The organism is Ferrovibrio sp. GW821-FHT12B10, from assembly GCF_058807515.1.
Genome location: NZ_JBXAQT010000001.1, coordinates 1,579,396 through 1,603,684, shown reverse-complemented (window position 1 = coordinate 1,603,684; position 24,289 = coordinate 1,579,396). Strand labels below are relative to the sequence as shown.

The following is a 24,289-nucleotide window of genomic DNA, read 5'->3' as shown; positions in this document are numbered from 1 at the left end:
GGCGACGTCACCCGATGACGTCGTATTGCGGATTGCTTTCCAGCCATTGCTCCGCACGTTTCACATTGGCCTGAATCTCGCTTTCCGATGCTCCACGATAGGCGGCGATCAGATCGCGCAGGGTGCGGGCGGCCTCATGCGAGGAGCCCTGGCTGTGCTGTGCCATAGCCTTGCCGTACAGCGCCGTCGACACACCCTGGCGCATAACAGGTGAAGAGTCGGCACCATAGCGGGTGATCACGGTCTGGTAGGTGGCAATGGCGTCGGCATGCGATCCGGTTCCGTATTGGGTGACAGCCTTTGCCACCAGAATCTTGATACTGTTCTGACTGCGCGCCGGCTCGGGTGTGGCCTGTTCACGCTGCAGCAGCGTGTCGAACTCCGCCAAGATATCCTGCAGCCGTTTGCGACCCTGCTTGAGTTCCAGGGCCCGCGCCTTGCCATTAGCGGCATTCGCTGCAATCTCCCGCAGATTGGTCGAGCTCTTGCCGTACTTGCCGATCACCACATCGAAGGCGGCGATGGCTTCATCGTGACGCTGCAGGCGCAGCAGGGCATGGCCGCGGTTGCCTTCCGCGGTGGCGCGCAGTTCCTCGAACTGGGCGCCTTGGCGGGTTGACAGGCGTTGCAGGGCCTGATCGAGGGCGGGCAGGCTTTCGGCAGTGCGCCCGGACATGTTCATCAAAACGCTGGCCTTGGCGACGAGGGCGCGACTGACCGTCAGCGATATACTGGGGTCGATCTCGGCATAGTATTCGGTTGTCACTTGGTCATAGCCGCTCAGTGCGGCATCCCTCCTGCCATCCCGTTCATGCAGCAGGGCACGATTGTACATGCAGGTCGCGCGCGTGTAGCGGGCGGCGGTTTCCGCCGGTCCTATCGGCAGGGCGATGGCCGCATCATAAGCGGTAATCGCCTCGACATTGCGGCCCTGCGAGGACAGCAGCGCGGCGCGGCTCCAATGGGCGAGACGGACTTCATCGCGGATGTAGCTGACGGTGGTCAGGCCATGGCGACGTGGCGCTTCTTCATAGGCGGCCATTGCCTCATCGGTGCGCTTGAGCTCGCGCAGGGCGTTGCCGGTGAGGCGGTATGCCTTGGCGCATTGCCGCTGCAGCAGGTCGTCGTTGTCGCCGCAGCGCTGGCTGCCGGCCTGGCGCAACTGCGTCACGGTTTCGTCCCAGCGCTTGTTCTGGATCAGGTATTCGGCCTGATAGACCATCGCGGTCATGTAGGTGCGGCGGATGGCCAGATCGTTTTCTCCGGCGTAGCGTTGCAGCAGATCGGCGTAACCTGCCGCTTCCTCGTTGTAGCGCTTCAGGCCCTTCAGAGTTTGGGCCCGGTTCATCATGCTGGTCGCGCGATACCGACGTATCTCTATATTTTCATCCGTAGTGTTAAGCAGCAGATCGTCATAGGCCGCCACGGCCGCCACGCCACGGTTGCCGATCGCCAGGGCATTGGCCTTCTGGAACATGCTGCGCGCCTTGGCCAGCGGATTGCTGGTCAGGCGGATTGCCTCATCGAGGGCGGCGACTTGCTGATCAAGTGCGGAATTGGGCGGCGCGCTACTGGTCGCCGGTGTGCTGGCGCCAGGGCCTCCCTGTTGCATGTTGCAGCCGGCCAGCAACAGAAGGCTGACCCAGATCAACAAACGGACTTTCATGGTTTCCCCCGAAAACACTGCATCCTACCTGACGCCAGTATTCCCCGGATGCGCACAGTCAGGCAACAGGCTTGCGTCCTATTGGTGCGGTGACGCGGATTGCCACCCTGACAATTCCGCGCTGGATTTAGGTGGAATGCCAGACTAGAAGCAGCAGACGGTTTGAGGAGCTTTATCCATGCAGATGTCCAACATTCCCTTCGGTACGACGGACTGGTCGACGATCGCGCCGACGCATCACACGGGCGAGACCGGCAGCGCCACCTGGCGCACCCAGACATTCGGCGATGTGCGTGTGCGCATGGTGGAGTACACGCCGGGCTATCTGGCCGACCACTGGTGTGTGAAGGGCCACATCCTGTTCGTGCTGGAGGGAGAGCTGGTCACTGAGCTTGAGGATGGCCGTGTCTTCATCATGAAGGCCGGGCAGTCCTATCAGGTGGCCGATAATGCCGAACCGCACCGTTCGCGCACCGCGATGGGGGCGAAGCTGTTCATTGTCGACTGATGGCGTGATATTATCGTCAAGGGTAGGAAATACATAGAATAATGACAGCGCAGACAGCGACGGCCTATCAGGGCACGGCAGCGGATATCGAGTCGTCTTACGCCTGGCTGCGTCTTGCGGCGGCGGTGGTGCTGGGCACCATCGGCGGCGTCGGCATGTGGTCGCCCGTCGTGGCGGTGCCGGCGGTGCAGGCCGAGTTCGGCATCGCGCGGGCCGAGGCCGCGCTGCCATATACATTGACCATGATCGGTTTTGTCTTCGGCAGCATCATGATGGGCCGGCTCGCCGACAAGCGTGGCATCATGTGGCCGGTGATCATCGCGGCGATGGCGCTGGGCATCGGCTATGTCGCGCTGTCGCACGCGCCGAACATCTTAGTCTTCGCCGCGATCTCAGGCGGCATCTGCGGCATGTTCGGCAGCGCCGCCATGTTCGCGCCGCTGCTGGCCGACACCTCGCAATGGTTCGACCGCCGCCGTGGCTTCGCCATCGGGCTCTGCGCCGCCGGCAACTACCTGTCCGGCGTGGTCTGGCCGCCGGTGCTGGAGCATTTCATTTCCACCATCGGCTGGCGCGACACGCATTTCTATGCGGGGCTGTTCTGCGTCGTCACCATGCTGCCGCTGGCGCTGCTGCTGCGTCGCCGTCCGCCATTGCTGGCGCCGCCGGTGCAGACGGCGGCCCAGGCCAGCGCGGCGGCGCGGCCGCTCGGCCTGCGGCCCAATATGCTGCAATTCCTGCTGATGATCATGGGGCTGGGCTGCTGCGTCGCGATGTCGATGCCGCAGGTACATCTGGTCGCCTATTGCGTCGACCTGGGCTATGGCCCGGCGCGCGGCGCCGAGATGCTGGCGCTGATGCTGGGCTGCGGCATTGTCAGCCGGCTGGCGTCGGGCTGGATTCTCGACCGCATCGGCGGGCTGGCGACATTGCTGCTTGGCTCGACCCTGCAGATGATCGCGCTGTCGCTCTATCTGCCCTTCGATGGCCTTATGTCGCTCTATATCATCTCGGCTGTCTTCGGGCTGGTGCAGGGCGGCATCGTGCCCAGCTATGCCTTCATCGTGCGCGAGCTGTTTCCCGCCGGCCAGGCCGGCCTGCGCGTCAGCCTGGCAATCTCGGCCACGCTGGCGGGTATGGCGCTGGGCGGCTGGATGTCGGGGAAGATCTACGACTTCACCGGCTCGTATCAGGCTGCCCTGCTCAACGGCATCGGCTGGAACCTGGTGAATGTGGTGATCACGGCCATCCTGCTGTGGCGGTTGACGCGGCGGCGGCCCGCGACAGTGGCGTTCCCTGCCTGACGTGGCCTGTCGCCTGCGATTGATCGGTGTGCGATCCATATAAGCGTATGCATGCGTAGCGCCTTCGCGCGTCTTTACAAAAATTCACTGCAGCGAGCCTTCAAGCCGATGCGATGATCCCGCCGGGGAATACGGGGGAACGATCATGCGCGAACAGGGCATCTTGATGCGCGGTGCGTCACGCATCGCGGCACTGGCTGTGATGCTGCTGGGGCTGGCGGCCTGCGGCAGTTCGGTGCAACGCATCGAAAGCGATGTGACCGGCCTCGATGGCATCCGGCAGAACGGCAGCAATGGCAACAAAACGCTGGTGGTCTTCACCACGCATGGCATCGGCGTGCATTGCATCGGGCACAGCCTGCGCCTGTTCGAGGCGGTCGCGCCGGAGCTGAAGCTGGTGCGCAGCCGTTTCCGCGACAATGCCTATGACATCGATGACGAATTGCTGCGCCGGGGCGGCGACAATATCTGCGCCGAATCCCTCTCTGCGACGGTGGACGCGCTGCCATCGGTGGAGGGCATGCCGGAAATACCGCCACGGGATCCACTGCGGTCGCCGCAGGACCGGTATTGCGGCAAGGTTGGTCGTCATGGTTGCCGCCCGCTGGTTTTCGAGCTGGACGGCCGCAAGGTCCTGTATGGCTATCTGCGGCATTGGGAATACCGCCCGCAGGATGCAAACCGGCTGGATCAGCCGCCAGCCGCGGTGGTTTATGAACTGACATGGTCGCCGATCACCCTGCCGCCAAAGCTGCAAATGCTGGGCGCCGACGGCCTGACCTTTGCGCGCTACCGCGATGAAGCCACGTCGAACCGGGATGCGGCGCAGTTCCAGAGCGACCGCGATCTGCTGAACCGGTCATTGAAGACCGGGCTGATCAATACGCATTTCTCGGACGCGGTAATGTATCTGGGCCGGCTGCGGCCGCATATTCAGATGGCCTTCTACGAATCGCTCTGCCTGATGGCCTTCGATCTCGAGGACCCCCAGAATCGCGATGCCGTGCAGCGTTGCCCTTATCGTCGTCAGGCCGCTGCCGATGCTGGACGGCAACAGTCCTTCACGGGCCGCATCGGCAGCCAGAACATCGCCATCATGACGCACAGTCTGGCGAGCCGCATCATCTTCGACCTGTTCGAACAGAGTCGCGGCGCGATCACCAACTATCGCATCTCCCGGCTCAATCATTATCTGCGTGAGCAGCCGATCGGCCGCAATCTGCCGGAATGGAAGAATGACGTCTTCTGGCGCCAGGGACCCTATGCGCCATCGCTGGAGGTTCTGGCCCGCCATTACAAGGTCAGTATCCAGGACGACATGACCAACCATCCCGTCAAGGTGATGGAGGAGGTGATGCGGGGGTTGGATGCCATATACATGCTTGCCAATCAGCTGCCGCTGCTGGAACTGGCGATGCTGGATGCACCAGCCCAAAGCAGAGTGGCGCCACCGCTCACCACGGCGGCGCTGAATGCCAAGATGACCGAGCTGCTGACCATGTTGCGGCAGAGCTCGCCGGCGGTCGCAGCATCGCCACGCTCGGCGCCGGCCGTGTACGATGCCAATGCGCCCAAGCGCGTGGTCGAGGCCATTGAACGGATGGACAGCGCGCCGCAGCTGGCGCAGGACGTGCGCAGGGCCGAGCAGGCGATCCGGGAGAACCAGCGCGATCTGCAATCGCTGGAACGCAGTCTCCAGACCAAACAGGCGCAGGTCGAGCGGCTGGAGCGGAATCCCCAGCGCAGCGGACCTGTGGAGCGTCAGCGCGAACGGCTACGCACGGAACAGCAGGACCTCGGCGAGCGCATCATGGAGAAGGTTACAACCGCCACCGCGAGCGAAGCGGTGCTGGTGCAGAAGCAGACTGAACTGCAGGAGGTGAAAGACCCGGCTCGCGCCCTGCTGCAGGCCGACGAATTCGAGGTCCCGAAGACCGTGATGATCTACGCCTTCTCCGATCCCAACGATCTTCTGACCTATCGCCTGGATTCGGAGGAATATCTGAACCGGCTGCCGGATGCCAAGCTGGTGTCGAACATTGTCGTGGACAATCCGGGCCTGGGGTTGCCGGGACTGTTCTCGCATCCGTTGGGGGCGCATAACGGCTTTGCCAATAATACCCAGGCCATGCATGTGGTGGCCTGCGGCAGCGAGAAGTCGCGCCTTCTGAAAGCCATGTGCAAGTGATGCCATCCCCGCCGCGGCCGGCGGGGATGTGGATCAGGCCAGGCTGGTCTTGCCGGTGGCCTTGGCGGCAGTTTCGGCACCATGGGTGGAGCTGCGGTCCAGCCGCTCCTCGGCGCGCAGACGGGTTGCCGAGAGTTCGCCATTCTGTTCCAGGATCGGATAGGCGACAGCGGTCAGATGGCTGTTGATGCGCTTGAGGTCGCGGATCAGATCGAGATGGATGGCGCTGGTCTCGATGCTTTCAGACCGGCCGTCGCGAATGCGCTGGTAATGGTTCTCGGCTGCCAGCTGTTCGGCTTCGCGCAGGTCGGCCTTTTCCTTGAGCAGCTGGCGCGCCACCTTCACATCGCCTGACATGAACAGGTTGCAGGCCATCTGCAGGTTGGCGGCGACGCGATGATGGAAGCTGGTCAGTTCGGCCAGGCCTTCCTTCGAGAAGGTCAGCTTGTTCTTGATCTTCTTCTGGGCCAGGTCCATCAGGTTCTTGTCGATGATGTCGCCGATATGCTCCAGATTGGTGGTGAAGGTCAGCACGGCGACATAACGCCGGCTTTCGGCTTCATCCATCTCGTGCTTCGACAGTTCGGTCAGATAGAGCTTGATGGCCTCGTACAGGCCGTCGACCGCATCATCGGCCTGTTCCACGGCCTTCTTCAGCTTGGCGTCATCCTGGGCGAACACCGTCATGGTGTCGTCCAGCATGCGCGCCACCGCATCGCTGAGCCGCAGCGTCTCGCGCGCCGCGCCGGCCAGCGCCACGGTGGGCGAGTCGAGCGCGGAGTGATCGAGGTAGCGCGGCTTGGCGGCATCGTCGGCCGTGGGAATATCCGGCATGATGCGACGGGCCAGCTTGTCCAGCGGTGTGGTCAGCGGCAGGAAGACCAGCGCGATGGCGATGTTGAAGGCGGTATGGGCATTCACCGCCATGCGCGACGGATCGGCGCCAAAGACGCTGAGCCAGTCCGGCATCCTGGCGATGAAGGGTAGCACGGCGACGCAGGCGATCACGCGGGTGATCAGGTTGGCGAGCTGGGCGCGGCGCGCCGCCGGCGGTTCGCCGGAAGACGCCAGCAGCGGCGAGATCGCGGTGCCGAGATTGGCGCCAACGACCAGTGCGATGGCCAGGCCCGCATCGATGGTGCCGGCCTTGGCCATGGCGGCGGCCAGCAGCACGGTGGCCAGGCTGGCATGGCTGATCCAGGTGATCACGGCAAACAGCAGGATGGCCAGGATCGGTTCGCGTTCCAGCGGCGACATCACGATGGCGAGACCGGGCGAGTCACGCAGGGGCGCAGAGGCGCCGATGATCATTTCCAGGGAGAGCAGCATCAGGCCGAGGCCGATCAGCAGGCGTCCGCCATGGCGCGGCATGCCGCCTTCGCTGGAGAGGAAACCGATGACACCGAAGACCAGGCAGAGCGGCCCGAGCCAGTGCAAGTCAAGCGAGAGATACTGCGCGGTGATGGATGTGCCGATGCCGGCGCCGAGCAGCACGGCAATCGCCGCGCCACCGACGATCAGACCGCGGCCGGCGAAGGACGACACGATCATCGCCGTCGCGGTGCTCGACTGCAGCAGCGCGGTCACGCCGATGCCGGCGAGGAAGGCCTGGAAGCGGTTGCGCATGGCGCTGCCGAGATAGCGGCGGAGCGAGGCGCCGAAGGCGCGCGTCATGCCGGTGCGCACCATGCGCACGCCCCAGAGCAGGAGCGCCACGCCGGCGGCCAGATTGAGAAGCAGTTCAGTCGCGCCCGGTGTGTTGGCAGGGTTCATCGCGCAGCCCCCCGGATATGGCGCGACAGGTGAGCGGGGGGCGCGCCAGCGTCCAGCGCAGACGAATCAGGGTCGGGGTCCGGATCGCGGAAAACAGCCATTTATTACATATACCTCGGGACAAAGTCGCATTATTACAGTTTAATTACACCCAGATGACAGCCGGGCCAAGACCTTAATACCCCACGAAAACGCAAGGTTCTGTGACCGGTCTAAGGTGCCCCTCGCGCCGTGCCATGTGTAGGTGGATATGCGGTTACCTGCAGCCAGCATGCATCGTCGCAGCCACCGTTGGGGTTGCGATTGAGAAAGACGATGTCGGAAGAGCAGGGGCGCGGCAAGCCCGAGGCAAACGCGGCTGGTGGCGGAAGGCAAAAGCTGATTGGTTGTTGGTATCGAACCGGGCCTCTCAGGTTTAACGAGAGGCCGGTCCGCATGCGAGCTGCCTGCGCCAGTCCCCCACTAGTTGGAAAGCAGAACGGGCACGGTCATGCTGTCCAGGATGCTTTTCGAAACGCCGCCCAGCACCATTTCACGGACCCTGCTGTGTCCATAGACACCCATCACCAGCAGGTCCGCCCCGACATCAGCCAATACAGAGAGCAAGGCCTCACCGTCGTTGATGTCCTTCGCGACGGTCTGCTTTGCCTTGGCCGGAATGCCGTGGTGGATCAGGTGCTGGACCAGCGACGCAGCTGATGCGGAAACATCCGCTGTGGGGTTGATGCTGAAAACGACGACGGATTTGGCATCCTGCAACAGCGGCAAGGCATCATGCACCGCACGCGCGGCCTCCCGACTGCCGTTCCACGCCACCACAACGGTTTTTGCCTGCACTGGATACTGACCGACATAGGGAATGGCCAGGACAGGCCGGCCCAGGTCGAGCAGGAGGTCGCTGAGCACCAGATCTGCATTGGGTGATGCGAGGCTCGAGGCATCCGGATTTGTCTGACTGACAATCACAATGTCGCAGGTTCGCCCTAGTGGTGGCAGCGCGATGACGGGTGCCTGATCGCTTTTGACCCAGGCAGCAGGGACATCGGCATCGCCCGCAGCTTTCTCGAATGTCGCTTTCGTCCGGGTAGCGACGGCTTCCGCTTCGTCACTTTTCTGTTGATAGAATTCAACCGGAACATATTCGCTCATGTAATAGAGCTGGGCCGGGAATGGCATGGTGTAGAGCGCCGTGACACTGGCTTTGAAGCGCCTAGCCAAAGCCAACGCGAATTTGGTCTTCTCTGCACTCCTCGCGTCATCAGAAAGATGCAGCAGAATGTCGCTGTAGCGCATGTCGCTCTCCTGGCTCAGTGAGGCGGGGACCATGCGGGGCATTGCCGGCCGGCGCATTGAAATAGATCAAAAGTCGGCTTCCGGCCGGCCTGGCCGTTTATGGCTTTTCAATTTTGATACGGATCAAAGACGTGTGCCCGGAAATGCGTGAGGGTGCCTGGCGTCACCTGATGATGTTCCGGAGCGAGAGGAATAGAGAATGGCCTTCAAGGATATCCTGGTATATGCCGACAATGCGCAATATGCGGCGGGCCGTCTGGACATCGCCGCCAAGCTGGCGATTGCGCATGGCGCACATCTGACGGCGCTCCACGTTGATAACATCCCCTATATGCCTGTCGACGTGATGGGCCTTGGAATGGCCGGCAAGATCCAGCAATGGCAGAAGACACTTCAGAAGGAGCGGTCAGATAAAATCCGGCATCTGGTCGACGCGGCCAGCCAGCGTCATGGCATTGCCATTGAGTGGCGCGAGGCGATGGGCGAAATGGACGACGTTATCCAGATGCATGCCGCCTATGCCGACCTGATCGTGGTGGGCCAGCCGGGAAATCCGCTCGATCTGGAGCAGCCGATCGATCCTTCGCCGGGCACGCTCGCCCTATCATCTGGCCGCCCTGTCATGGTTGTGCCCAACAAGGCACAGAGCGGCCAAGAACCGGGCAATAATATTCTTGTCGCCTGGAAGCCCTGCGCCGAGTCGGTGCGCGCCGTCCATGATGCCCTGCCTCTTCTGCAGAAGGCCAAAACCGTTACCATTCTGGAGGTCAATCCGCAGCAGGCAGCAGGCGAGCGGCTCGAGGGCGCCGAGATCGCGCAGCACCTGGCGCGGCACGGCGTGCAGGTTTCGGCAGTGACCGTGAAAGAAACCTCCGCAAGTGATGGCGCTCTGATTCTGGCGCGCGCCGCCGAAATCGGGACTGACCTGATCGTGATGGGTGCATATGGCCATTCCAGACTGCGGGAGGTGGTGCTGGGCGGCGTCACAAATCACATCCTCAAGCAGCAGCATATACCTGTCTTCATGTCACATTGATCTGGATGTCCCCGCCACAGGACAATCCGGTTCATGCCATATCGGCTGATGCCGCCCTGGCGCGGTTCGGCTCCGATGGCACTGGCCTTAGCAATGAGGAGGCTGCCCGTCGCCTGCAGCAGCATGGCCTGAACCATCTGCCGATGCTGCGCGGCGCATCGCTGTTATCGATTGCGCTGCATCAGTTCCAGTCGCCTTTCATATATCTGCTGCTCGCAGCGGCGGCGCTGAGTCTGGTCATCGGTCACCTGACGGAAGGCATCTTCATTCTGTCGGTCCTGCTGATCAATGCCGTGATCGGCGGATGGCAGGAATGGCGTGCGGAACTGCGGACCCAGGGCTTGAAAGCGCTGGTGCGCGGACGCCTGCCGGTCTGGCGGAGCGGCCGGCTGGTATCCGTGGATATCGAGCATCTGGTGCCGGGTGATATCGTTCAGGTTGAAAGTGGCATCAGGGTCCCGGCGGATCTGCGTCTGATCGAGGGGCAGACACTGACGGTGGATGAAAGCCTGCTGACCGGCGAATCACTGCCGGTGGAGAAGTGGCCTGATCGCGCCGTAGCGGCAGAGGCTGTTCTTGGCGAACGGAGCAACATGCTGTTCTCCGGCGCCTCGGTACATCGAGGTCGTGGCCGTGGATTGGTCGTTGCAACCGGATGGCACAGCGAGATGGGGCGTCTGGCGCAGACTCTGCGTGCCCCGGCAGCGCCGACGCCGCTGTTGCGGCGCATGGAGGGCTTCAGTCGTCAGCTCGGTATCGTCATTATTGTTCTGATCCTGCTTATTGCCGCGTTCGAATTCACGCGTGGCAGCGATATCACCGGCATCATCCTGGTCGCCATCGCGCTGGCGGTATCGGCCATCCCGGAGGCGCTGCCGGTGGCGACCACCGTTGTCCTGTCGATCAGCGTGCACCGCATGAGCCTTCGGCAGGTGGTTGTGCGTCATTTGCCAGCAGTGGAAGGCCTGGGAGCTTGCACGGTGATCGCCACCGACAAGACCGGCACGCTAACCGTCAACCGCCTGTCGATCGATACCGTCTGGCTACCGGCTGCGGAGGCCGGTCCGGCCGCCCGGTTTGCACCTGCCGATGGCCGGGTTCGCGGCCTGTCCTTCGCGGCTGCGCGCTGCTCGGAATCGCATGGTGCAATCGCCGATCACTCTGGGGAGGAGATCGGCGATGCAGTCGATCTTGCTTTCCTGCGGCTGGCGGCGGCGGCCAATTATGATGCCGTTATAGAAGCAGTCAGCCATCGCGGTCGCATTGCCTACGAGCCTGAGCGCCGTTACGCGGCAGCTTTTCACATGGATGGCGGTGTTCTGATGGCCTATGTGAAGGGCGCCCCGGAAACGGTGCTGGCGCTCTGCGGCGCCGTGGAATGGAGCGATGAGCGGCGGCAGGAAACGGAACAGGCCGTGCAAACCCTGGCACAGGCCGGCTATCGGGTGATTGCCGTCGCTGCTGGCCCGGTGGAAACTTCGGGGCACGATGCCCTGAAGAATCTGACTCTTCTCGGCTTCGCCGGTCTGATCGATCCGCTGCGTCCGAAAGCCAAGGCTGCCGTGCAGGCTGCGCATGGCGCGGGCGTGCGCGTTGTGATGGTGACCGGCGATCATCCGGCGACGGCGCAGGCAATTGCACGAGAAGTTGGCATTCTGCGTGACGATGCCGGAGGCGCTGTCATCACCGGTACGCAGCTCCGGGTCTTGGAAAACAATCAAGCCGCCTTTGATCTGGCAGTATCCGGCGCGGCAGTTTTCGCCCGCACCGAGCCATTGCAGAAGCTGGCTATTGTCCAGAGCCTGCAGCGCCAAGGCCATGTCGTTGCCGTCACGGGAGATGGCATCAACGATGTCGCGGCCTTGCATGCTGCCGACATCGGCGTCGCCATGGGCCGCGCCGGCACCGATGTCGCGCGGGAAGCAGCAGACCTGATTCTGATCGATGATAATTTCGCCTCCATCATTGCCGGCATTGAGGAGGGACGGGCGGCTTATGCAAACCTCCGCAAGGTGGTGTTGCATTGTGTTTCGACTAGCATGGCTGGTCTGGCCTTGATGCTGCTATCCACGCTTGCGGGCATGCCATTGCCGCTCACTGCGCTACAGCTCCTGTGGCTCAATCTGGTGTCCAACGGTATCCAGGATGTTTCGCTCGGCTTCGAAAGGCCGGAGCCGGGTCTGCTGCAAAAAGCGCCGCGCCCCCCAAATAGTCCTATCTTCGACCGCGCAATGGTCGAACAGGTGGTGCTATCTGGCGGCGCGATTGGGTTGCTGTCGTTTGCGATCTACGCCTATCTGCTGCACGGCCTTGGCATCAACCTCATTGCGGCGCAGGGAGCCATGCTGTGGCTGATGTTGTGGTTTGAGAACGCGCATGTGATCAACTGCCGCTCGGAAACTCGGTCTGTATTCGGTATTCCACTATCGTCAAACTGGCTTTTGATTGGCGGTGTGATGGGTACCCAGGTCTTGCAAGTGCTGGCGGCTCATATGCCGGTCATGGGTACGATCCTGCGGCTTGAGACTATAACGTTGACTCAAGGCCTGTCCCTGGCACTCCCCGCCTTGCTGCTGACCGGCATCATGGAAGCCTATAAGGCGCTGCGCGTTATCCCCGGCCCAGGATACGCTGCATCTTCCTGAGCAGCCGGTGGCGTTCCAGATCGGTCTTGGCCGTACGCAACTGATGCTGAACCTGCAACATGATGTGCGCATAATCATTGTGCCAGTCACGGCCTGACAGGGCTTCCGCCTCGGCATAGCGGTCCAGACGCCTGATCTGCTGGGCCTGTTTCAGCAACCGCGGCTTGGCGCGGGCCAGACTGTAGGTTTCATCCAGCTTCGGGACCAGCACCGCCGGCGCACGGTCTCCCCAGAGCCTGATGGCGGCATGCAGTGCGCCCACAGCATCCGGCTCGCCATGCGTCAGCACGACGCTGCCGCGCACGGGCAGGCGACTGTTCAGCCACTCCAGCAACTCGTCATGATCGGCATGGCCGGAATAGATTTCCAGCTTGCGGATCTGCGCCCGCACCACGATCTCGTCGCCCTGGATGCGCACCGCGCGTTCGCCTCGTTCAAGCAGGGCGCCAAGCGTGCCCGGCGCCTGGTATCCGATCAACAGGATCGTCGCATTGGATCGCCAAAGGTTGTTCTTCAGGTGATGACGGATGCGGCCGGCCTCGCACATGCCCGATGCCGCGATAATGATCGCGCCGCCGGTGATCTGCTCGATCCGCATACTCTCCTGCACGGTGCGGGCGAACCGGAGGTTACCGCCCTCGAAGGGGAGCGGGCTGGCGGATTTTATGCCATTCTCCTGATGCAGGTATTTTGCGAACACGCTGGTGATGCGGGTTGCCAGCGGTGAGTCGACAAAGATCGGCACATGCTTGATCGCATCTTCGGCGATCAGTTTGCTGAGATCGGCCAGAAGCTCTTGGGTTCGCTCGACGGCGAAAGCCGGAATCACCAGATTGCCGCCGTTTGCCAGCGCCGCGGTCACCTCTTCGGCCAGGATGGCACGGCGCTGCCGGTCGTCCAGCTTCGGCCGGGGACGTCCCCCGTAGGTGGATTCCATGACCACGATATCGAGGTCCTGCGGACCCACGGCATCCTGCTGCAGGGCCTTGTGCTCCGGTCCGATATCACCGGAGAACAGCAGGCGCATCGGCTTGCCGTTGCCAGCATCCAGCTCCAGTTCGACCGAGGCCGAGCCGAGGATATGGCCGGCATTCCAGAATTTGGCGCGTAGGCCGTGCGTGACCTCGAACCAGATGCCGAAATCGCGGGTGGCGAGCAGGCGCAGGCAATCCTGCGCATCCTGCTCGGTATAGATCGGCTGCACCACGCCGCCGCCACGCCGCTGGTTGCGGCGGTTCAGGCGTTCAACCTCCATCTCCTGGATGCTGCCGGAATCGGGCAACATGAATTGCAGCAGGTCCGCCGTGCCTGGCGTAGCATAAACCGGTCCGGCATAGCCGGCCTTGACCAGCTTAGGCAGCAGGCCGCTATGGTCGATATGGGCATGGGTGACAATCACGGCCTCAATGGCGCGCGGATTAAACGGCCATGGCTGGTAGTTGAGCTGTTTAATGGTTTTGTCACCCTGGAACATGCCACAGTCGATCAGGACGTGTCGGTCACCGATATCCAGACGGTAGCAAGACCCGGTCACCGTGCCGGCGGCGCCATGGAAGGTGAGCGTGACGGGGATCATCAGTGCCTCATGTTATGCTGTAGCCGGAATCAGAGTCGGCCAGCTCGGCGGCAAAACCCAGATCGGATTCAAGGGTGGCATGAATGCGATACAAAGGTTCGCCATGTCGCACCGGATCGCCAACCTTGCGCAGCAGATCGACGCCTGCGCCCTTGAAAGCCGGAGCGCCGGCCATGCGGGCAATTCGGGCGATCCGCAGGCAGTCTATGCCTCGCACCACACCATCAGCGGGAGCCATCACCTCACGCCCCAGTGCGCTTGGCGTCAGCATGGCATTCGTAGGCCCCTGGGCCTGGATGATCTCTTCCATGGCGCGCATCGCGGCGCCACTGGCCAAGAGGGTGCGGGCGCGATGAATGCCCTGGCCGCCTTTCACTGAGATGTCGCTTTCGATCAGGGCTCCGGCCAGCAGCAGGGCGCGTTCACGCAGGTCATCCGGGGCTGCCGGATCGTTGCGCAGCACGGCCATGACATCGCGCGCTTCCAGGATCGGCCCTACGCCGCGCCCGATGGGCTGGCTGCCGTCGGTCAGGCGGATATCCAGGGTCAAGCCCAGTTTGCCACCGACATAGTCAAACATCTTGCGCAGGCTGGCGGCTTCCGTGGCGTTGCGCACCTTGGCGGTTGGACCGACCGGGATATCCAGCACCAGATGACTGGCCCCGGCGGTGAGTTTTTTCGACAGGATCGAAGCGACCATCTGTTCGCGCGTATCAATGCGGAGCGGACGCTCGACCATGATCATGACGTCGTCAGCCGGCGAGAGGTTAACGCGGCCGCCCCAGACCAGACAGCCGCCGACTTTGTCGACGATGCCCCGCATCTCGTCGATACCGATGTCGACGCGGGCCAGGACTTCCATAGTGTCCGCCGTGCCGGCTGGCGAAGTGATGGCGCGCGACGACGTCTTAGGGATAGTCAGGCCATGGGCAACGACGATCGGCACCACGATCATGGATGTCCGGTTGCCGGGGATGCCGCCGATGCAATGCTTGTCGACCACCAGGCGCCGGCCCCATTCCAGATGCCGGCCTACATTCGCCATTGCCTGGGTCAGGCTCAGAACCTCGTCGATGGTCATGAAGCCGGCGCAGCCGACCAAGAAGGCTGCCACTTCCATCTTGCTGTAGCGCAGTGCTGCAATGTCGCGAATGATCGAGACGTATTGTGCAGGATTGAGTTCCCGGCCGAGGATCTTTGCCCGCACTGCTTCCAGACTCTCGACTGGCTTGGGGTGTTGGATGGTGACTGCGGTGCCTGCCGGCTGGGCGAACATGTCGAAGGCGGTTTCGGAGAGGCCGAGTTCGTCTGGTGCCAGCAATGCCATATCGTCGACGATGTTGAGGGTTGCTGGCATGCCGGGGCCGCCGGCGCATATTTCGATTTTCCCAAGCGCCTGGAATTCCTCGGCACGGTATTGCTGACACTGCCTGCTGAGATAGGCGATGCTCTCGCGGTGGGTGTCGATTGCCATGCGCTTAAGCTTGAGCATCGTCGATGTGCTGGGCCTGATAAAATGGGGTGCTGAGTCGGACATCGGTCTGCTAAGTTTCTAGCCCGAAAAGGCGATTCCCGATTTGACCGGGATCAAGTGGCCTTTGGGATGGGGCGTATGCGGGATTTCAGTGCCGGGCTGGCTGGCTGGGGCAGAGGTCAAATGACCTGGCACTGGTCCAAGCCATTGATAATGTTGGCAATCCTTGCCGTCGGCGTGGGTTTGTCCTTCGCCGCTTATGATGAAACAGAGTCATGGATATGGGCCGGCATAGGCTTGGCCGTCACTGGCTGCCTTCTCACGGCATTCGGGCTGTCGTTCCGTGAAAGCGTGCGTGCCGAGCGTCAGGCGGCAGAGCGTTTCCGCGCTGTCATCGACAATGCGCATGATGCGATCATCGCCATTGATGCGCATGGCTCCATTGAAATGTTCAACCAGGCAGCAGAACGCATCTTCGGCTACGGACCGGCCGAGGTCCTAGGCCGCAACGTCAATATGCTGATGCCAGCCCCCTATCATGGCGAGCATGACGGTTATCTTGCCAATTATATCCGCACCGGAAAGGCCAAGATCATCGGTACTGGCCGCGAAGTCGAAGCGATGCACAAGAATGGCACGGTTTTCCCGATTGATCTGTCGATTGGTGAGATGCGAGGCGGCAATCATCGTGGCTTCATTGGCGTTATTCGCGACATCACTGAACGCCACCAGTCTGCAAGTCAGGTGCGCGAGCTGACGCGGGATCTGGTGCATATATCTCGTCTGAGTGCTATGGGGCAGTTGTCTTCCTCATTGGCGCATGAGCTGAATCAACCACTGACCGCGATCATGAATTATGCCGAAGCGGCACGACAGATGGTGGATATAGGTGGCGAGAGCGCTATGCCGAAGGTGCAGGAATTCCTTGGCAAGACCGTGGAGCAGGCAGATCGCGCCGGCCAGATTATACGCCGCTTACGCAGTTTCGTTGAAAAAGGTCCAGTAGAACGCAGCCTGGAAGAACTTAACAAGGTGGTTATAGAAGCCAGTAATCTGGCGACCATCGGTGTGCGCGTCGATGGCATTCGCGTGCAGTTCGATCTCGATGATACATTGCCGCCAATCAGTATCGACAAGATCCAGATTCAGCAGGTGGTGGTAAACCTCGTGCGGAATGCAGTCGAGGTCCTGCGGGATTCAGAGCGACGTGAACTCATCATCCAGACTGTCGGTAAGCCGGGGGCACAGGAGGTTGCCGTACGGGATACCGGTCCTGGCATTGATGCGGGGATCGCAGAGAAGTTGTTCACACCGTTCCTCACCACCAAGAAGGATGGCATGGGAATCGGTCTTTCCATCAGTCAGTCAATCATTGAATCCCATGAGGGCCGGCTTTGGGCAGAATCCAATCCCGGCGGCGGCACGGTGTTCCGCTTCCACCTGCCGATGACGGATCAGACCAAGGGCGTGTGATGGCAGCGGAAACCATATTCATTGTCGATGATGATGCAGCCGTGCGCGACTCCCTGGCCGCCATCCTGGAAGCTCAGGGGTTTACGGCCGTTGGCTTTGCATCGGCCGAAGCCTTCCTGCTGGGGTACAGTCCGGTTCCGGTTGCCTGTGCGGTGATCGATCTGCGCATGCCCGGCATGGACGGTTTGAGCCTGCTCGAGCATTTGCGCAGCAAGGGGCTGATGCTGCCGGTGGTGGTGGTGACCGGCCATGGCGATGTTCCGCTGGCCGTGCGGGCCATGAAGGCTGGGGCCATCGATTTCATAGAAAAACCCTATACCAACGCGACACTTCTCGATGCGGTCCGGCGGGGCCTCGACGCCGCCCGGGTCGGGGAACTGGGACAGGTTGATCAAGGCGATGTCCGGGAGCGTCTGGCGACGCTGACCGGGCGGGAGCGCGATGTCTTGCGTCAATTGATCATCGGTAATCCCAATAAGATTATTGCTTATCATCTGGGGATCAGCCCCCGCACCGTGGAAATCCATCGCGCCAATGTGATGAAGAAAATGGGTGCGGAAAGCCTGTCGCACCTGGTGCGGATGGGGCTTGCAGCCGGCCTTTCCACAGAGGAAAAAGACAGCCCAAAGCCGTAGGGGAAACCCCTTACTTGCCACCGGGAGAGGCGCAGAGCATTACTCAGGGATGAACGATAAACCTACCATTTACGTCATCGATGACGATGACGTGGTTCGCGATTCCCTCAAGGTCCTTCTTGAATTGCGGGGGTATCGCGTTCGAGATTTTGATTCGGGCGACCAGTTCCTGGCGGATAATCCGGTGTTGAACAACTGCTGCGTCATTGTCGACGTGCATATGCCGGGCATGACCGGGCTGGCCCTTCTCGCACTCTTGCGGGATCGCGGTGAAACCATGCCGGCGATCCTGATCACTGGCCGGCGCGACGGTTCGATCGAGAATCAGGCCGTCGGGCTGGGGAAGGTTGCCCTTCTAGACAAACCTCTCGCGCATAGTCGCCTGTTCGGCACCATCGAACAGATGCTTGCGACCACCTGACGACGGCTCTTTCCCCTGATGTCCGGATAAAAAAAGGCCGGCGAAACTGCCGGCCTAGGCGACTGCCCGAAAGAGCAGCCGGGGAGGAAGCGCAAACGGTCAGTCCGCGGCGAGGTCTTCCAGGACGTCGGGTGCGATCACCTTGATGGTGTGACTGTCGGTCAGACTGATCCAGCGTTGCGTGCGGAACTTGGTGATCAGGCGGCTGACTGTTTCGATGGTGAGGCCGAGATGATCGGCAATATCACAGCGGCTCATGGGCAGATGTATCTCTTGATCCCGCCGTACCACTGAAGTGTTGCGTGCAAACGACAGCAGAAAACTGGCCAAGCGCTCAGATGCCGTCTTTCGGCCCAGCAGAAGCAGCAGCCGATTGCTTGATTCCAAATGCCGGCACATCAGACGAAAAAGCTGGCGGCCGGCAGCGGCATCAGAATCCAGAATGGCGTCGAAGTCCTTGCGCTCATAGCGGGTCAGATCGCAGTCCGTGATCGCTTCAACACTGCTGTCCTGTTCTGCCATGTCAGAAACCCCGAAGAAATCGCCCGACTGAAGGAACCTCGCAATGTGACGACGACCATCGGGCAGAATTCTGACGACGCGCAGAACGCCCTCGGTAACCTTGTAGATATGGCTGCAGCCGCTTCCGGCTTCTATGACCGTCCGCCCCCGGGCCACCTGGAGGGGGCGCCCGATGCGCTGCAGGACATCGGCAGCGCCAGGCAGGGCAATCACGGATGCCGTTGACGGTGCCGATTTTCGGGGTGTTGCACCTGCCAGGGCGGATGCCGCATGCATCGGATGATGCTGTGCGGAGGAGGGATGAACAGTAGCTTGTGCAGTGGTCATTTTCTTTCTCCCCTGGAAGTCTTGAGTGCAGAAATACAGGAGTGCAGGGGGGAGAGAAATTTGGGTCTTATACCTAAGGAGAACTACCTAGTTCCACGCAGCCTCCCTGAGGGGTAGAACCAAAGCCGCATGGTCATCTCATTGACGTATATCAAGGTTGGCCGGCAGCTGACACAGCATATTCATGCCATCACATCCGGAATATAGGTGGCATCGTGCCGCACAAAATTCATCCTCTGACCTGGATCCTGACGGCCGATGGGCACCATGCCCGCGTATGGGAGTGGCGCAGTCGGGATGAGCCGTTGTCGCTGGTGTCAGATTTCGTTTCCTCGGCAGAAAACGTCGCAAGCTTCTCCCGTGATATGAAGAGTGACAAGCCTGGCCGAAGTTTTTCCAGTGTCGGCGACAGCAGGTCGGCCATTGAACCACGGCATGATCCCCATGAGCTGGAAAAGCATAACTTCGCGCGAAAACTCGCGGCAAACCTTGATGAAGCCTTGCGGCAACGTCGCTTCCACAAACTGGTCGTGATCGCGCCGCCGCATATGCTCGGAAGTCTGAGGGACAGCTTCAGCAAAGAGGTCATGAAAGCTGTGATTGGAGAATCCGACAAAGACTTCATGAATCTCGATGTGGGCGCGCTCTATTATCACGCGTCACGGATCGTGACGGCCGCGTAAGCATAGGTGGCATCCTGTGCCCCAGACGAGCTCTGCAGGGATAGACGAGTCACGACTGCCAATATAACAGGCGAAGTGCAGGCTCTGGCTGATCAAGCTCGTCTTGCCCTTCCGGCAGAGCTGGAGCGATGGCTAGGCCAGCAAGCCGGCCGCTTCTGTTGCAATAACTTGTTCTTCATCGGTCGGAATGACAAAAACCTGCACCCGGCTGGTGGCAGAACTGATGCAGGCCGCGTTTACCGTATTCACGGCGTCATCCAGCGCAAGGCCAAGCCAGGCCAGATGGCTGATGATTCCGGCGCGAATCTGGTGCTGGTGCTCGCCTATGCCGCCGGTGAACACGATGCCGTCCAGACCGCCGAGCACGGTTGCTTGCGCTGCCACCTCTTGGGCCACACGCAGACTAAAGGATGTAATGGCTTCCCGCGCTTCGGGTCGCGGGCTGGCCAGAAGTTCGCGCGGGTCGCCACTAAAATCCGATAGGCCGAGCAGTCCGCTGCGGTGATACAGCATGTCCTCTATCTCCTTCAGGGAGAGGCCCTGCCGAGTCATGAGATGAAGGATGATGCCTGGATCCAGACAACCGCTCCGGGTCGCCATGGGGATGCCATCCAGCGTGGAAAAGCCCATGCTGCAGCTCTGGCTCATGCCATTCCTGACGGCGCAGAGGCTGGCACCGCTACCGAGATGGGCGACCACGACGCGGCCATTGGCCAGATTGGGATGATCGCGGCGTAGGGCGTTGGCAATATGGGCATAGGACAGGCCGTGGAAACCGTAACGCTTTATTCCTGCATCAAAGAGCGAGCGGGGAAGCGGGAGGCGGCGAATCAGTTCGGGTTGATCGTGATGGAAAGCGGTGTCGAAGGAGGCGGTTTGCGGAATGCCAGGCAGCAGTTGCCGCAGGGCCTCGATTAGCCTGACGCTTTGAGGCTGATGCAGTGGCGCCAGCGGGATCAGGCCGGCGATCTTTGCCAGCACCGCATCGTCGATGAGCGCGGGTCCTCTGAAGCTGTCGCCGCCATGCACCACCCGATGGCCAACCGCGTCGATGCCTGGTGCATCGGCTGCTCTCGTCAGAATCGCCACTATTGTCGCTAGCGTCGGTACGCCAAGGTCATTGCCAATCGCATGCCCGGTGACGGTATCGTCCTGTCGCACCACCAGCATCAGCGGAGATGCGTGCAGGTCGATCATTCCCCGGCAGCGCAGGTCCACGCTGCCGTCGGTCAGCCGGTATACGACCAGCTTCAGCGTCGACGAGCCCGGATTGACGGTGAGCAGATGTTTTACCATGGCGATCGCAGCCCAGCTCCGAACAGAGGGGGGAAATCATCCCGGTGCAGCGCTAGGGGACGGTCCGGACCATCATATGCGGCGGTCGTGATCTCCATCTCCCAGGCCGAGAAGCCTGCCATGTAGAAACGGCTGCGTGAGTCGGCCCGATAGTCACTGTCGCCGGATTCAAGTCCAACGACCTGCGGGTACCAGGCGCCACCCTGCACCAGCTTTACCGGCCTGCTCCAGTTTCCAGGCATGTCCAGATGACGATTGAGGGACACGTAAATGCCTTCCTGCAGCATGTTGCCGCTGCCGCCGGCCGTGTGGTTCAGCAGCATGACATAGATATCAATGGCGCGGTTGTAATGCACAGCCGGCCCCCAGAAGGCATCAGGATCGGGATAGCGCCATCCGTGGAGAGTGGGCCAGACCGGACTTGGCAGATGAGCCGAGCTGCTTTGCCAGGCGCCATTGCTCCAGAGCTCAAGTCGCTCCGCCGGATTTTCGGGACGCGGCAGGGGCAGGCGCGCCAGGCAGATGCCCTGCGCGGCTTCTGTTGCCGTGAAGCTGGAGAATAGTATGTAGAGAAACTGCCCCTCGCGATCAGGCAGCACACACAGATCGCCATAGCCGCCGGCGCAAAAGCCGTTGCGATATTCACAGTTCGTCTCGCTTGATGGGGCGCGCAGGATTTCGCCGCGCCAGTGCCAGCGCGCGCCATCATCGTCCGAGACCAGTTCGCCGATATGCGGAATATAAAGAGATGTTGGGCAGGGCGCACGTTCTTCGGCGTGATACCAGCCGAACAGGCGACCATCCGGTGCTGGCCATACTGCCTCGATCCATTTTCCCGCGATGGGATCGGGATCGTTGTGGATGCTGACCGGTCTTGCCGGTCCCAGATTGGCGAGGGGACCCTGGCGCCGAAGGGTGTGGCCGCGCGGTTCGTAGGCGGACACGAAAACCGTTGCCGCGTCCTTCCCCATGAGCACCGGGCTGTTTCCATCAGCGCGCCAGGCGATGTCACCATGCAGTGTGATGGGCGCTGCGGCCCGCAGGACAAGCCGTCCCTGCGGAATTGCGATTGCGGCCAACGGCTGCATCGGGCGGTTACGCCTCCCAGCGCCAGTCACGGATTTCTGGCATATCCTCGCCATGCTCGCCAATATAGGCATTGTGCATGGCAAGCTGGGCCTCCATCAGGTGTTGCAGCATCTGTTCCGCCTTGCCCTGGCTGATGCGCCGGATGACGGCGAGAACCAGATGAAACCGATCCAGGCGGTTCAACACCGCCATATCGAAAGGCGTCGTGGTCGTGCCTTGTTCCATATAGCCGTGAACATGGATATTGGCGTGGTTGCGGCGGCGGTAGGTCAGGCGGTGAACCAGGGCGGGATATCCATGGAAGGCGAAGATGACCGGCCGGTCCGTGGTGAAAAGCGCGTTAAAGGCGGCATCATCGAGTCCGTGCGGATGATTGGCTAGCGGCCGCAGTCGCATCAGATCGACGACATTGACGACGCGGATGCCAAGATGCGGCAGGTGACGACGCAGGATGCTGACCGCTGCCAGCGTTTCAATGGTAGGCACATCGCCTGCACAGGCCAGCACGACATCCGGCGCGTCCTTTGTGGCATTTCCGGCCCATGACCATTCCCCGATGCCGGCGGCGCAATGCGCAACCGCGGCATCGTGATCCAGCCATTGCGGCTGACTGTGCTTGCCGGCGACAATCACATTAATGCGGTTCCGGCTGGTCAGGCAGTGATCGGCAACGACCAGCAGGGTATTGGCATCGGGCGGCAGATAGATGCGCACCACCTCGGAATCCTTGTTCGCGACCAGATCGAGAAACCCGGGATCCTGATGACTGAAACCATTGTGATCCTGCCGCCAGACATGAGAGGTGAGAAGGTAGTTCAGGGAGGCCACCGGCTTGCGCCAGGATACCTCCCTGCAGGTCTGCAGCCATTTCGCATGTTGATTGAACATGGAGGCGACGACATGAACGAAGGCTTCATAGGTAGCGAATAACCCGTGCCGGCCGCTGAGCAGATAGCCTTCCAGCCAGCCCTGGCAGGTCTGCTCGCTGAGGATTTCCATCACGCGGCCATCGGGGCTGAGATGATCGTCACCTGATTCGCGCTCTGCCATCCAGGTCCGATCAGTTGCCTCGAAAACAGCCTCAAGATGATTGGACGCCGCTTCATCCGGGGAAAAAAGGCGGAAATTGTGCCGGGCTGCATTCAGGCGGAAGACGTCGCGCAGATAGCGGCCGAGCTGCTTCGTCGCCTCCGCCTTTACAGATCCGGGCTTTGGCACTGCAATGGCATGAGCCTGAACCGCAGGCAGCTTCAGATTTATAAGGTGTAGGCCGCCATTGCCTTCAGGGGTGGCGCTCATGCGGCGTTCTGGTCGCGGCAATACCTGCTCGATCCAGGCGCGCGGCCGGCCCGCCTCGTCGAACAGCGTCTCGGGGCTGTAGCTTCGCATCCACTGTTCCAGCTGCGTGCGGTGCGCCTCATTGTCACGCACATCCGGTATTGGCACCTGATGGGCGCGCCAGGTGCCGGTATTCTTCAATCCATCCACTGTGGTTGGCCCAGTCCAGCCTTTCGGACTGCGCAGCACCAGCATGGGCCAGCGCGGCCGTGTGATGGCGGGCTGGTCTCCGCGCGCCTGCCGCTGAATCTCGGTAATCTCCATCCATATGCTGTCCAGCGCTGCAGCCATCGCGACATGCATGACCTGCGGGTCATCGCCGGCAACGGTATAAGGTTCATAGCCATAGCCCCGTAGCAACTGGTCGAGCTCGTCGGCGGGCAGGCGGGACAGCACGGTGGGGTTGGCGATTTTGTAGCCGTTCAGATGCAGGATCGGCAGCACGGCGCCGTCGCGGGCCGGGTTCAGGAATTTGTTGGAATGCCAGGCGGTGGCCAGGGCACCGGTTTCCGCTTCGCCGTCGCCGATAACGCAGGCAACCAGCAGGTCGGGATTGTCGAAAGCCGCACCAAAAGCATGAGACAGGGCGTATCCCAGCTCGCCGCCTTCATGGATCGAGCCCGGCGTCTGCGGAGAGGCATGGCTCGGTACGCCATGAGGAAAGGAAAATTGCCGAAACAGTTTCGCCATGCCTTCGGTATCCAGCGACACGTCCGGATAGGCGTCGGAATAGGTGCCATCGAGGTAGGCGCTGGCCAAGACCGCTGGCGCGCCATGCCCGGGGCCAATAACCTGCAGCACACGCATGTCGTGGCGCCGGATCAGCCGATTCAGATGCGCTGAGATAAAGTTCAGGCCAGGCGCGGTCCCCCAGTGGCCGAGCGGGCGGGGTTTCACGTGCTCCGACCGTAGAGGTGTTTGCAGCATCGGATTGTCGAGCAGGTAGATCTGACCAATGGAGAGGTAATTCGCCGCCCGCCAGTACTGGTCGCAGGCCGTCAGATCATCGGTTGTCATCAGTATGTCTCCCGTAGGCCGTGCC

18 protein-coding genes are annotated in these 24,289 nt (G+C 61.5%); 9 read left to right on the top strand and 9 right to left on the bottom strand.

Annotated features, from left to right (window positions below):
- Positions 1–7 precede the first annotated feature (7 nt).
- Positions 8–1,666, bottom strand: coding sequence for a tetratricopeptide repeat protein (locus AC1RRT_RS08110; RefSeq protein ID WP_493013273.1), 1,659 nt, complete (start codon positions 1,664–1,666; stop codon positions 8–10).
- A gap of 178 nt (positions 1,667–1,844) precedes the next feature.
- Here AC1RRT_RS08110 and AC1RRT_RS08105 point away from each other — a divergent pair, with 178 nt between their 5' ends.
- The 3 genes from AC1RRT_RS08105 to AC1RRT_RS08095 all read left to right on the top strand — a co-directional run bounded on the left by AC1RRT_RS08105 (position 1,845) and on the right by AC1RRT_RS08095 (position 5,666).
- Positions 1,845–2,174: a DHCW motif cupin fold protein gene (locus AC1RRT_RS08105; RefSeq protein ID WP_493013272.1), complete on the top strand. Its 330-nt coding sequence runs from the start codon at positions 1,845–1,847 to the stop codon at positions 2,172–2,174.
- A gap of 41 nt (positions 2,175–2,215) precedes the next feature.
- Entirely contained in the window at positions 2,216–3,478 is a 1,263-nt protein-coding gene (locus AC1RRT_RS08100; protein ID WP_493013271.1) for an MFS transporter, read from the top strand.
- Between the two features lie 145 nt (positions 3,479–3,623).
- Positions 3,624–5,666 (top strand): hypothetical protein, encoded by a 2,043-nt coding sequence (locus tag AC1RRT_RS08095; protein ID WP_493013270.1) that lies wholly within the window; start codon positions 3,624–3,626, stop codon positions 5,664–5,666.
- A gap of 33 nt (positions 5,667–5,699) precedes the next feature.
- On the opposite strand, the gene AC1RRT_RS08090 is transcribed toward AC1RRT_RS08095, so the two are convergent.
- Together AC1RRT_RS08090 and AC1RRT_RS08085 are read right to left on the bottom strand one after the other, a co-directional pair.
- Positions 5,700–7,439, bottom strand: coding sequence for a Na/Pi cotransporter family protein (locus AC1RRT_RS08090; RefSeq protein ID WP_493013269.1), 1,740 nt, complete (start codon positions 7,437–7,439; stop codon positions 5,700–5,702).
- A gap of 462 nt (positions 7,440–7,901) precedes the next feature.
- Positions 7,902–8,732 carry a universal stress protein gene (locus AC1RRT_RS08085; protein WP_493013268.1) on the bottom strand — a complete coding sequence of 277 codons (831 nt, stop codon included), beginning with the start codon at positions 8,730–8,732 and terminating at the stop codon, positions 7,902–7,904.
- A 199-nt stretch (positions 8,733–8,931) separates the two neighbouring features.
- Between AC1RRT_RS08085 and AC1RRT_RS08080 the strand changes: the two genes are divergently transcribed.
- Both AC1RRT_RS08080 and AC1RRT_RS08075 read left to right on the top strand, forming a co-directional pair.
- Positions 8,932–9,768 carry a universal stress protein gene (locus tag AC1RRT_RS08080; protein ID WP_493013267.1) on the top strand — a complete coding sequence of 279 codons (837 nt, stop codon included), beginning with the start codon at positions 8,932–8,934 and terminating at the stop codon, positions 9,766–9,768.
- Positions 9,769–9,773: 5 nt separating this feature from the next.
- Complete coding sequence (locus AC1RRT_RS08075; RefSeq protein WP_493013266.1) at positions 9,774–12,413, top strand: cation-translocating P-type ATPase; 2,640 nt, start codon at positions 9,774–9,776, stop codon at positions 12,411–12,413.
- On the opposite strand, the gene AC1RRT_RS08070 is transcribed toward AC1RRT_RS08075, so the two are convergent.
- Positions 12,379–13,989 (bottom strand): MBL fold metallo-hydrolase, encoded by a 1,611-nt coding sequence (locus tag AC1RRT_RS08070; RefSeq protein ID WP_493013265.1) that lies wholly within the window; start codon positions 13,987–13,989, stop codon positions 12,379–12,381. The genes AC1RRT_RS08075 and AC1RRT_RS08070 overlap by 35 nt on opposite strands.
- A 7-nt stretch (positions 13,990–13,996) precedes the next feature.
- Entirely contained in the window at positions 13,997–15,481 is a 1,485-nt protein-coding gene (locus tag AC1RRT_RS08065) for a thymidine phosphorylase family protein (protein ID WP_493013264.1), read from the bottom strand.
- A 120-nt stretch (positions 15,482–15,601) separates the two neighbouring features.
- On the opposite strand from AC1RRT_RS08065, the gene AC1RRT_RS08060 reads away from it, so the two are divergent.
- The 3 genes from AC1RRT_RS08060 to AC1RRT_RS08050 are packed head-to-tail and all read left to right on the top strand — an operon-like array spanning position 15,602 to position 17,992.
- Entirely contained in the window at positions 15,602–16,936 is a 1,335-nt protein-coding gene (locus tag AC1RRT_RS08060; protein WP_493013263.1) for a two-component system sensor histidine kinase NtrB, read from the top strand.
- Complete coding sequence (gene fixJ, locus AC1RRT_RS08055; RefSeq protein ID WP_493013262.1) at positions 16,936–17,571, top strand: response regulator FixJ; 636 nt, start codon at positions 16,936–16,938, stop codon at positions 17,569–17,571. Before AC1RRT_RS08060 ends, fixJ begins: the two co-directional genes overlap by 1 nt.
- A gap of 49 nt (positions 17,572–17,620) precedes the next feature.
- Positions 17,621–17,992, top strand: coding sequence for a response regulator (locus AC1RRT_RS08050; protein ID WP_493013261.1), 372 nt, complete (start codon positions 17,621–17,623; stop codon positions 17,990–17,992).
- A gap of 99 nt (positions 17,993–18,091) precedes the next feature.
- Here AC1RRT_RS08050 and AC1RRT_RS08045 read toward each other — a convergent pair whose 3' ends face one another.
- A complete protein-coding gene (locus tag AC1RRT_RS08045; RefSeq protein ID WP_493013260.1) occupies positions 18,092–18,841 on the bottom strand; it encodes a Crp/Fnr family transcriptional regulator in 750 nt (249 codons plus the stop codon).
- A gap of 215 nt (positions 18,842–19,056) precedes the next feature.
- Between AC1RRT_RS08045 and AC1RRT_RS08040 the strand changes: the two genes are divergently transcribed.
- Complete coding sequence (locus AC1RRT_RS08040; protein ID WP_493013259.1) at positions 19,057–19,524, top strand: host attachment protein; 468 nt, start codon at positions 19,057–19,059, stop codon at positions 19,522–19,524.
- Positions 19,525–19,656: 132 nt separating this feature from the next.
- On the opposite strand, the gene AC1RRT_RS08035 is transcribed toward AC1RRT_RS08040, so the two are convergent.
- The 3 genes from AC1RRT_RS08035 to AC1RRT_RS08025 are packed head-to-tail and all read right to left on the bottom strand — an operon-like array spanning position 19,657 to position 24,264.
- A complete protein-coding gene (locus AC1RRT_RS08035; RefSeq protein WP_493013258.1) occupies positions 19,657–20,820 on the bottom strand; it encodes an acetate/propionate family kinase in 1,164 nt (387 codons plus the stop codon).
- Positions 20,814–21,908, bottom strand: a complete 1,095-nt coding sequence (locus AC1RRT_RS08030) for a hypothetical protein (RefSeq protein WP_493013257.1) — start codon at positions 21,906–21,908, stop codon at positions 20,814–20,816. The genes AC1RRT_RS08035 and AC1RRT_RS08030 overlap by 7 nt, the downstream gene beginning before the upstream one ends.
- Positions 21,909–21,915: 7 nt before the next feature.
- Entirely contained in the window at positions 21,916–24,264 is a 2,349-nt protein-coding gene (locus tag AC1RRT_RS08025) for a phosphoketolase family protein (RefSeq protein ID WP_493013256.1), read from the bottom strand.
- Positions 24,265–24,289: the final 25 nt, after the last annotated feature.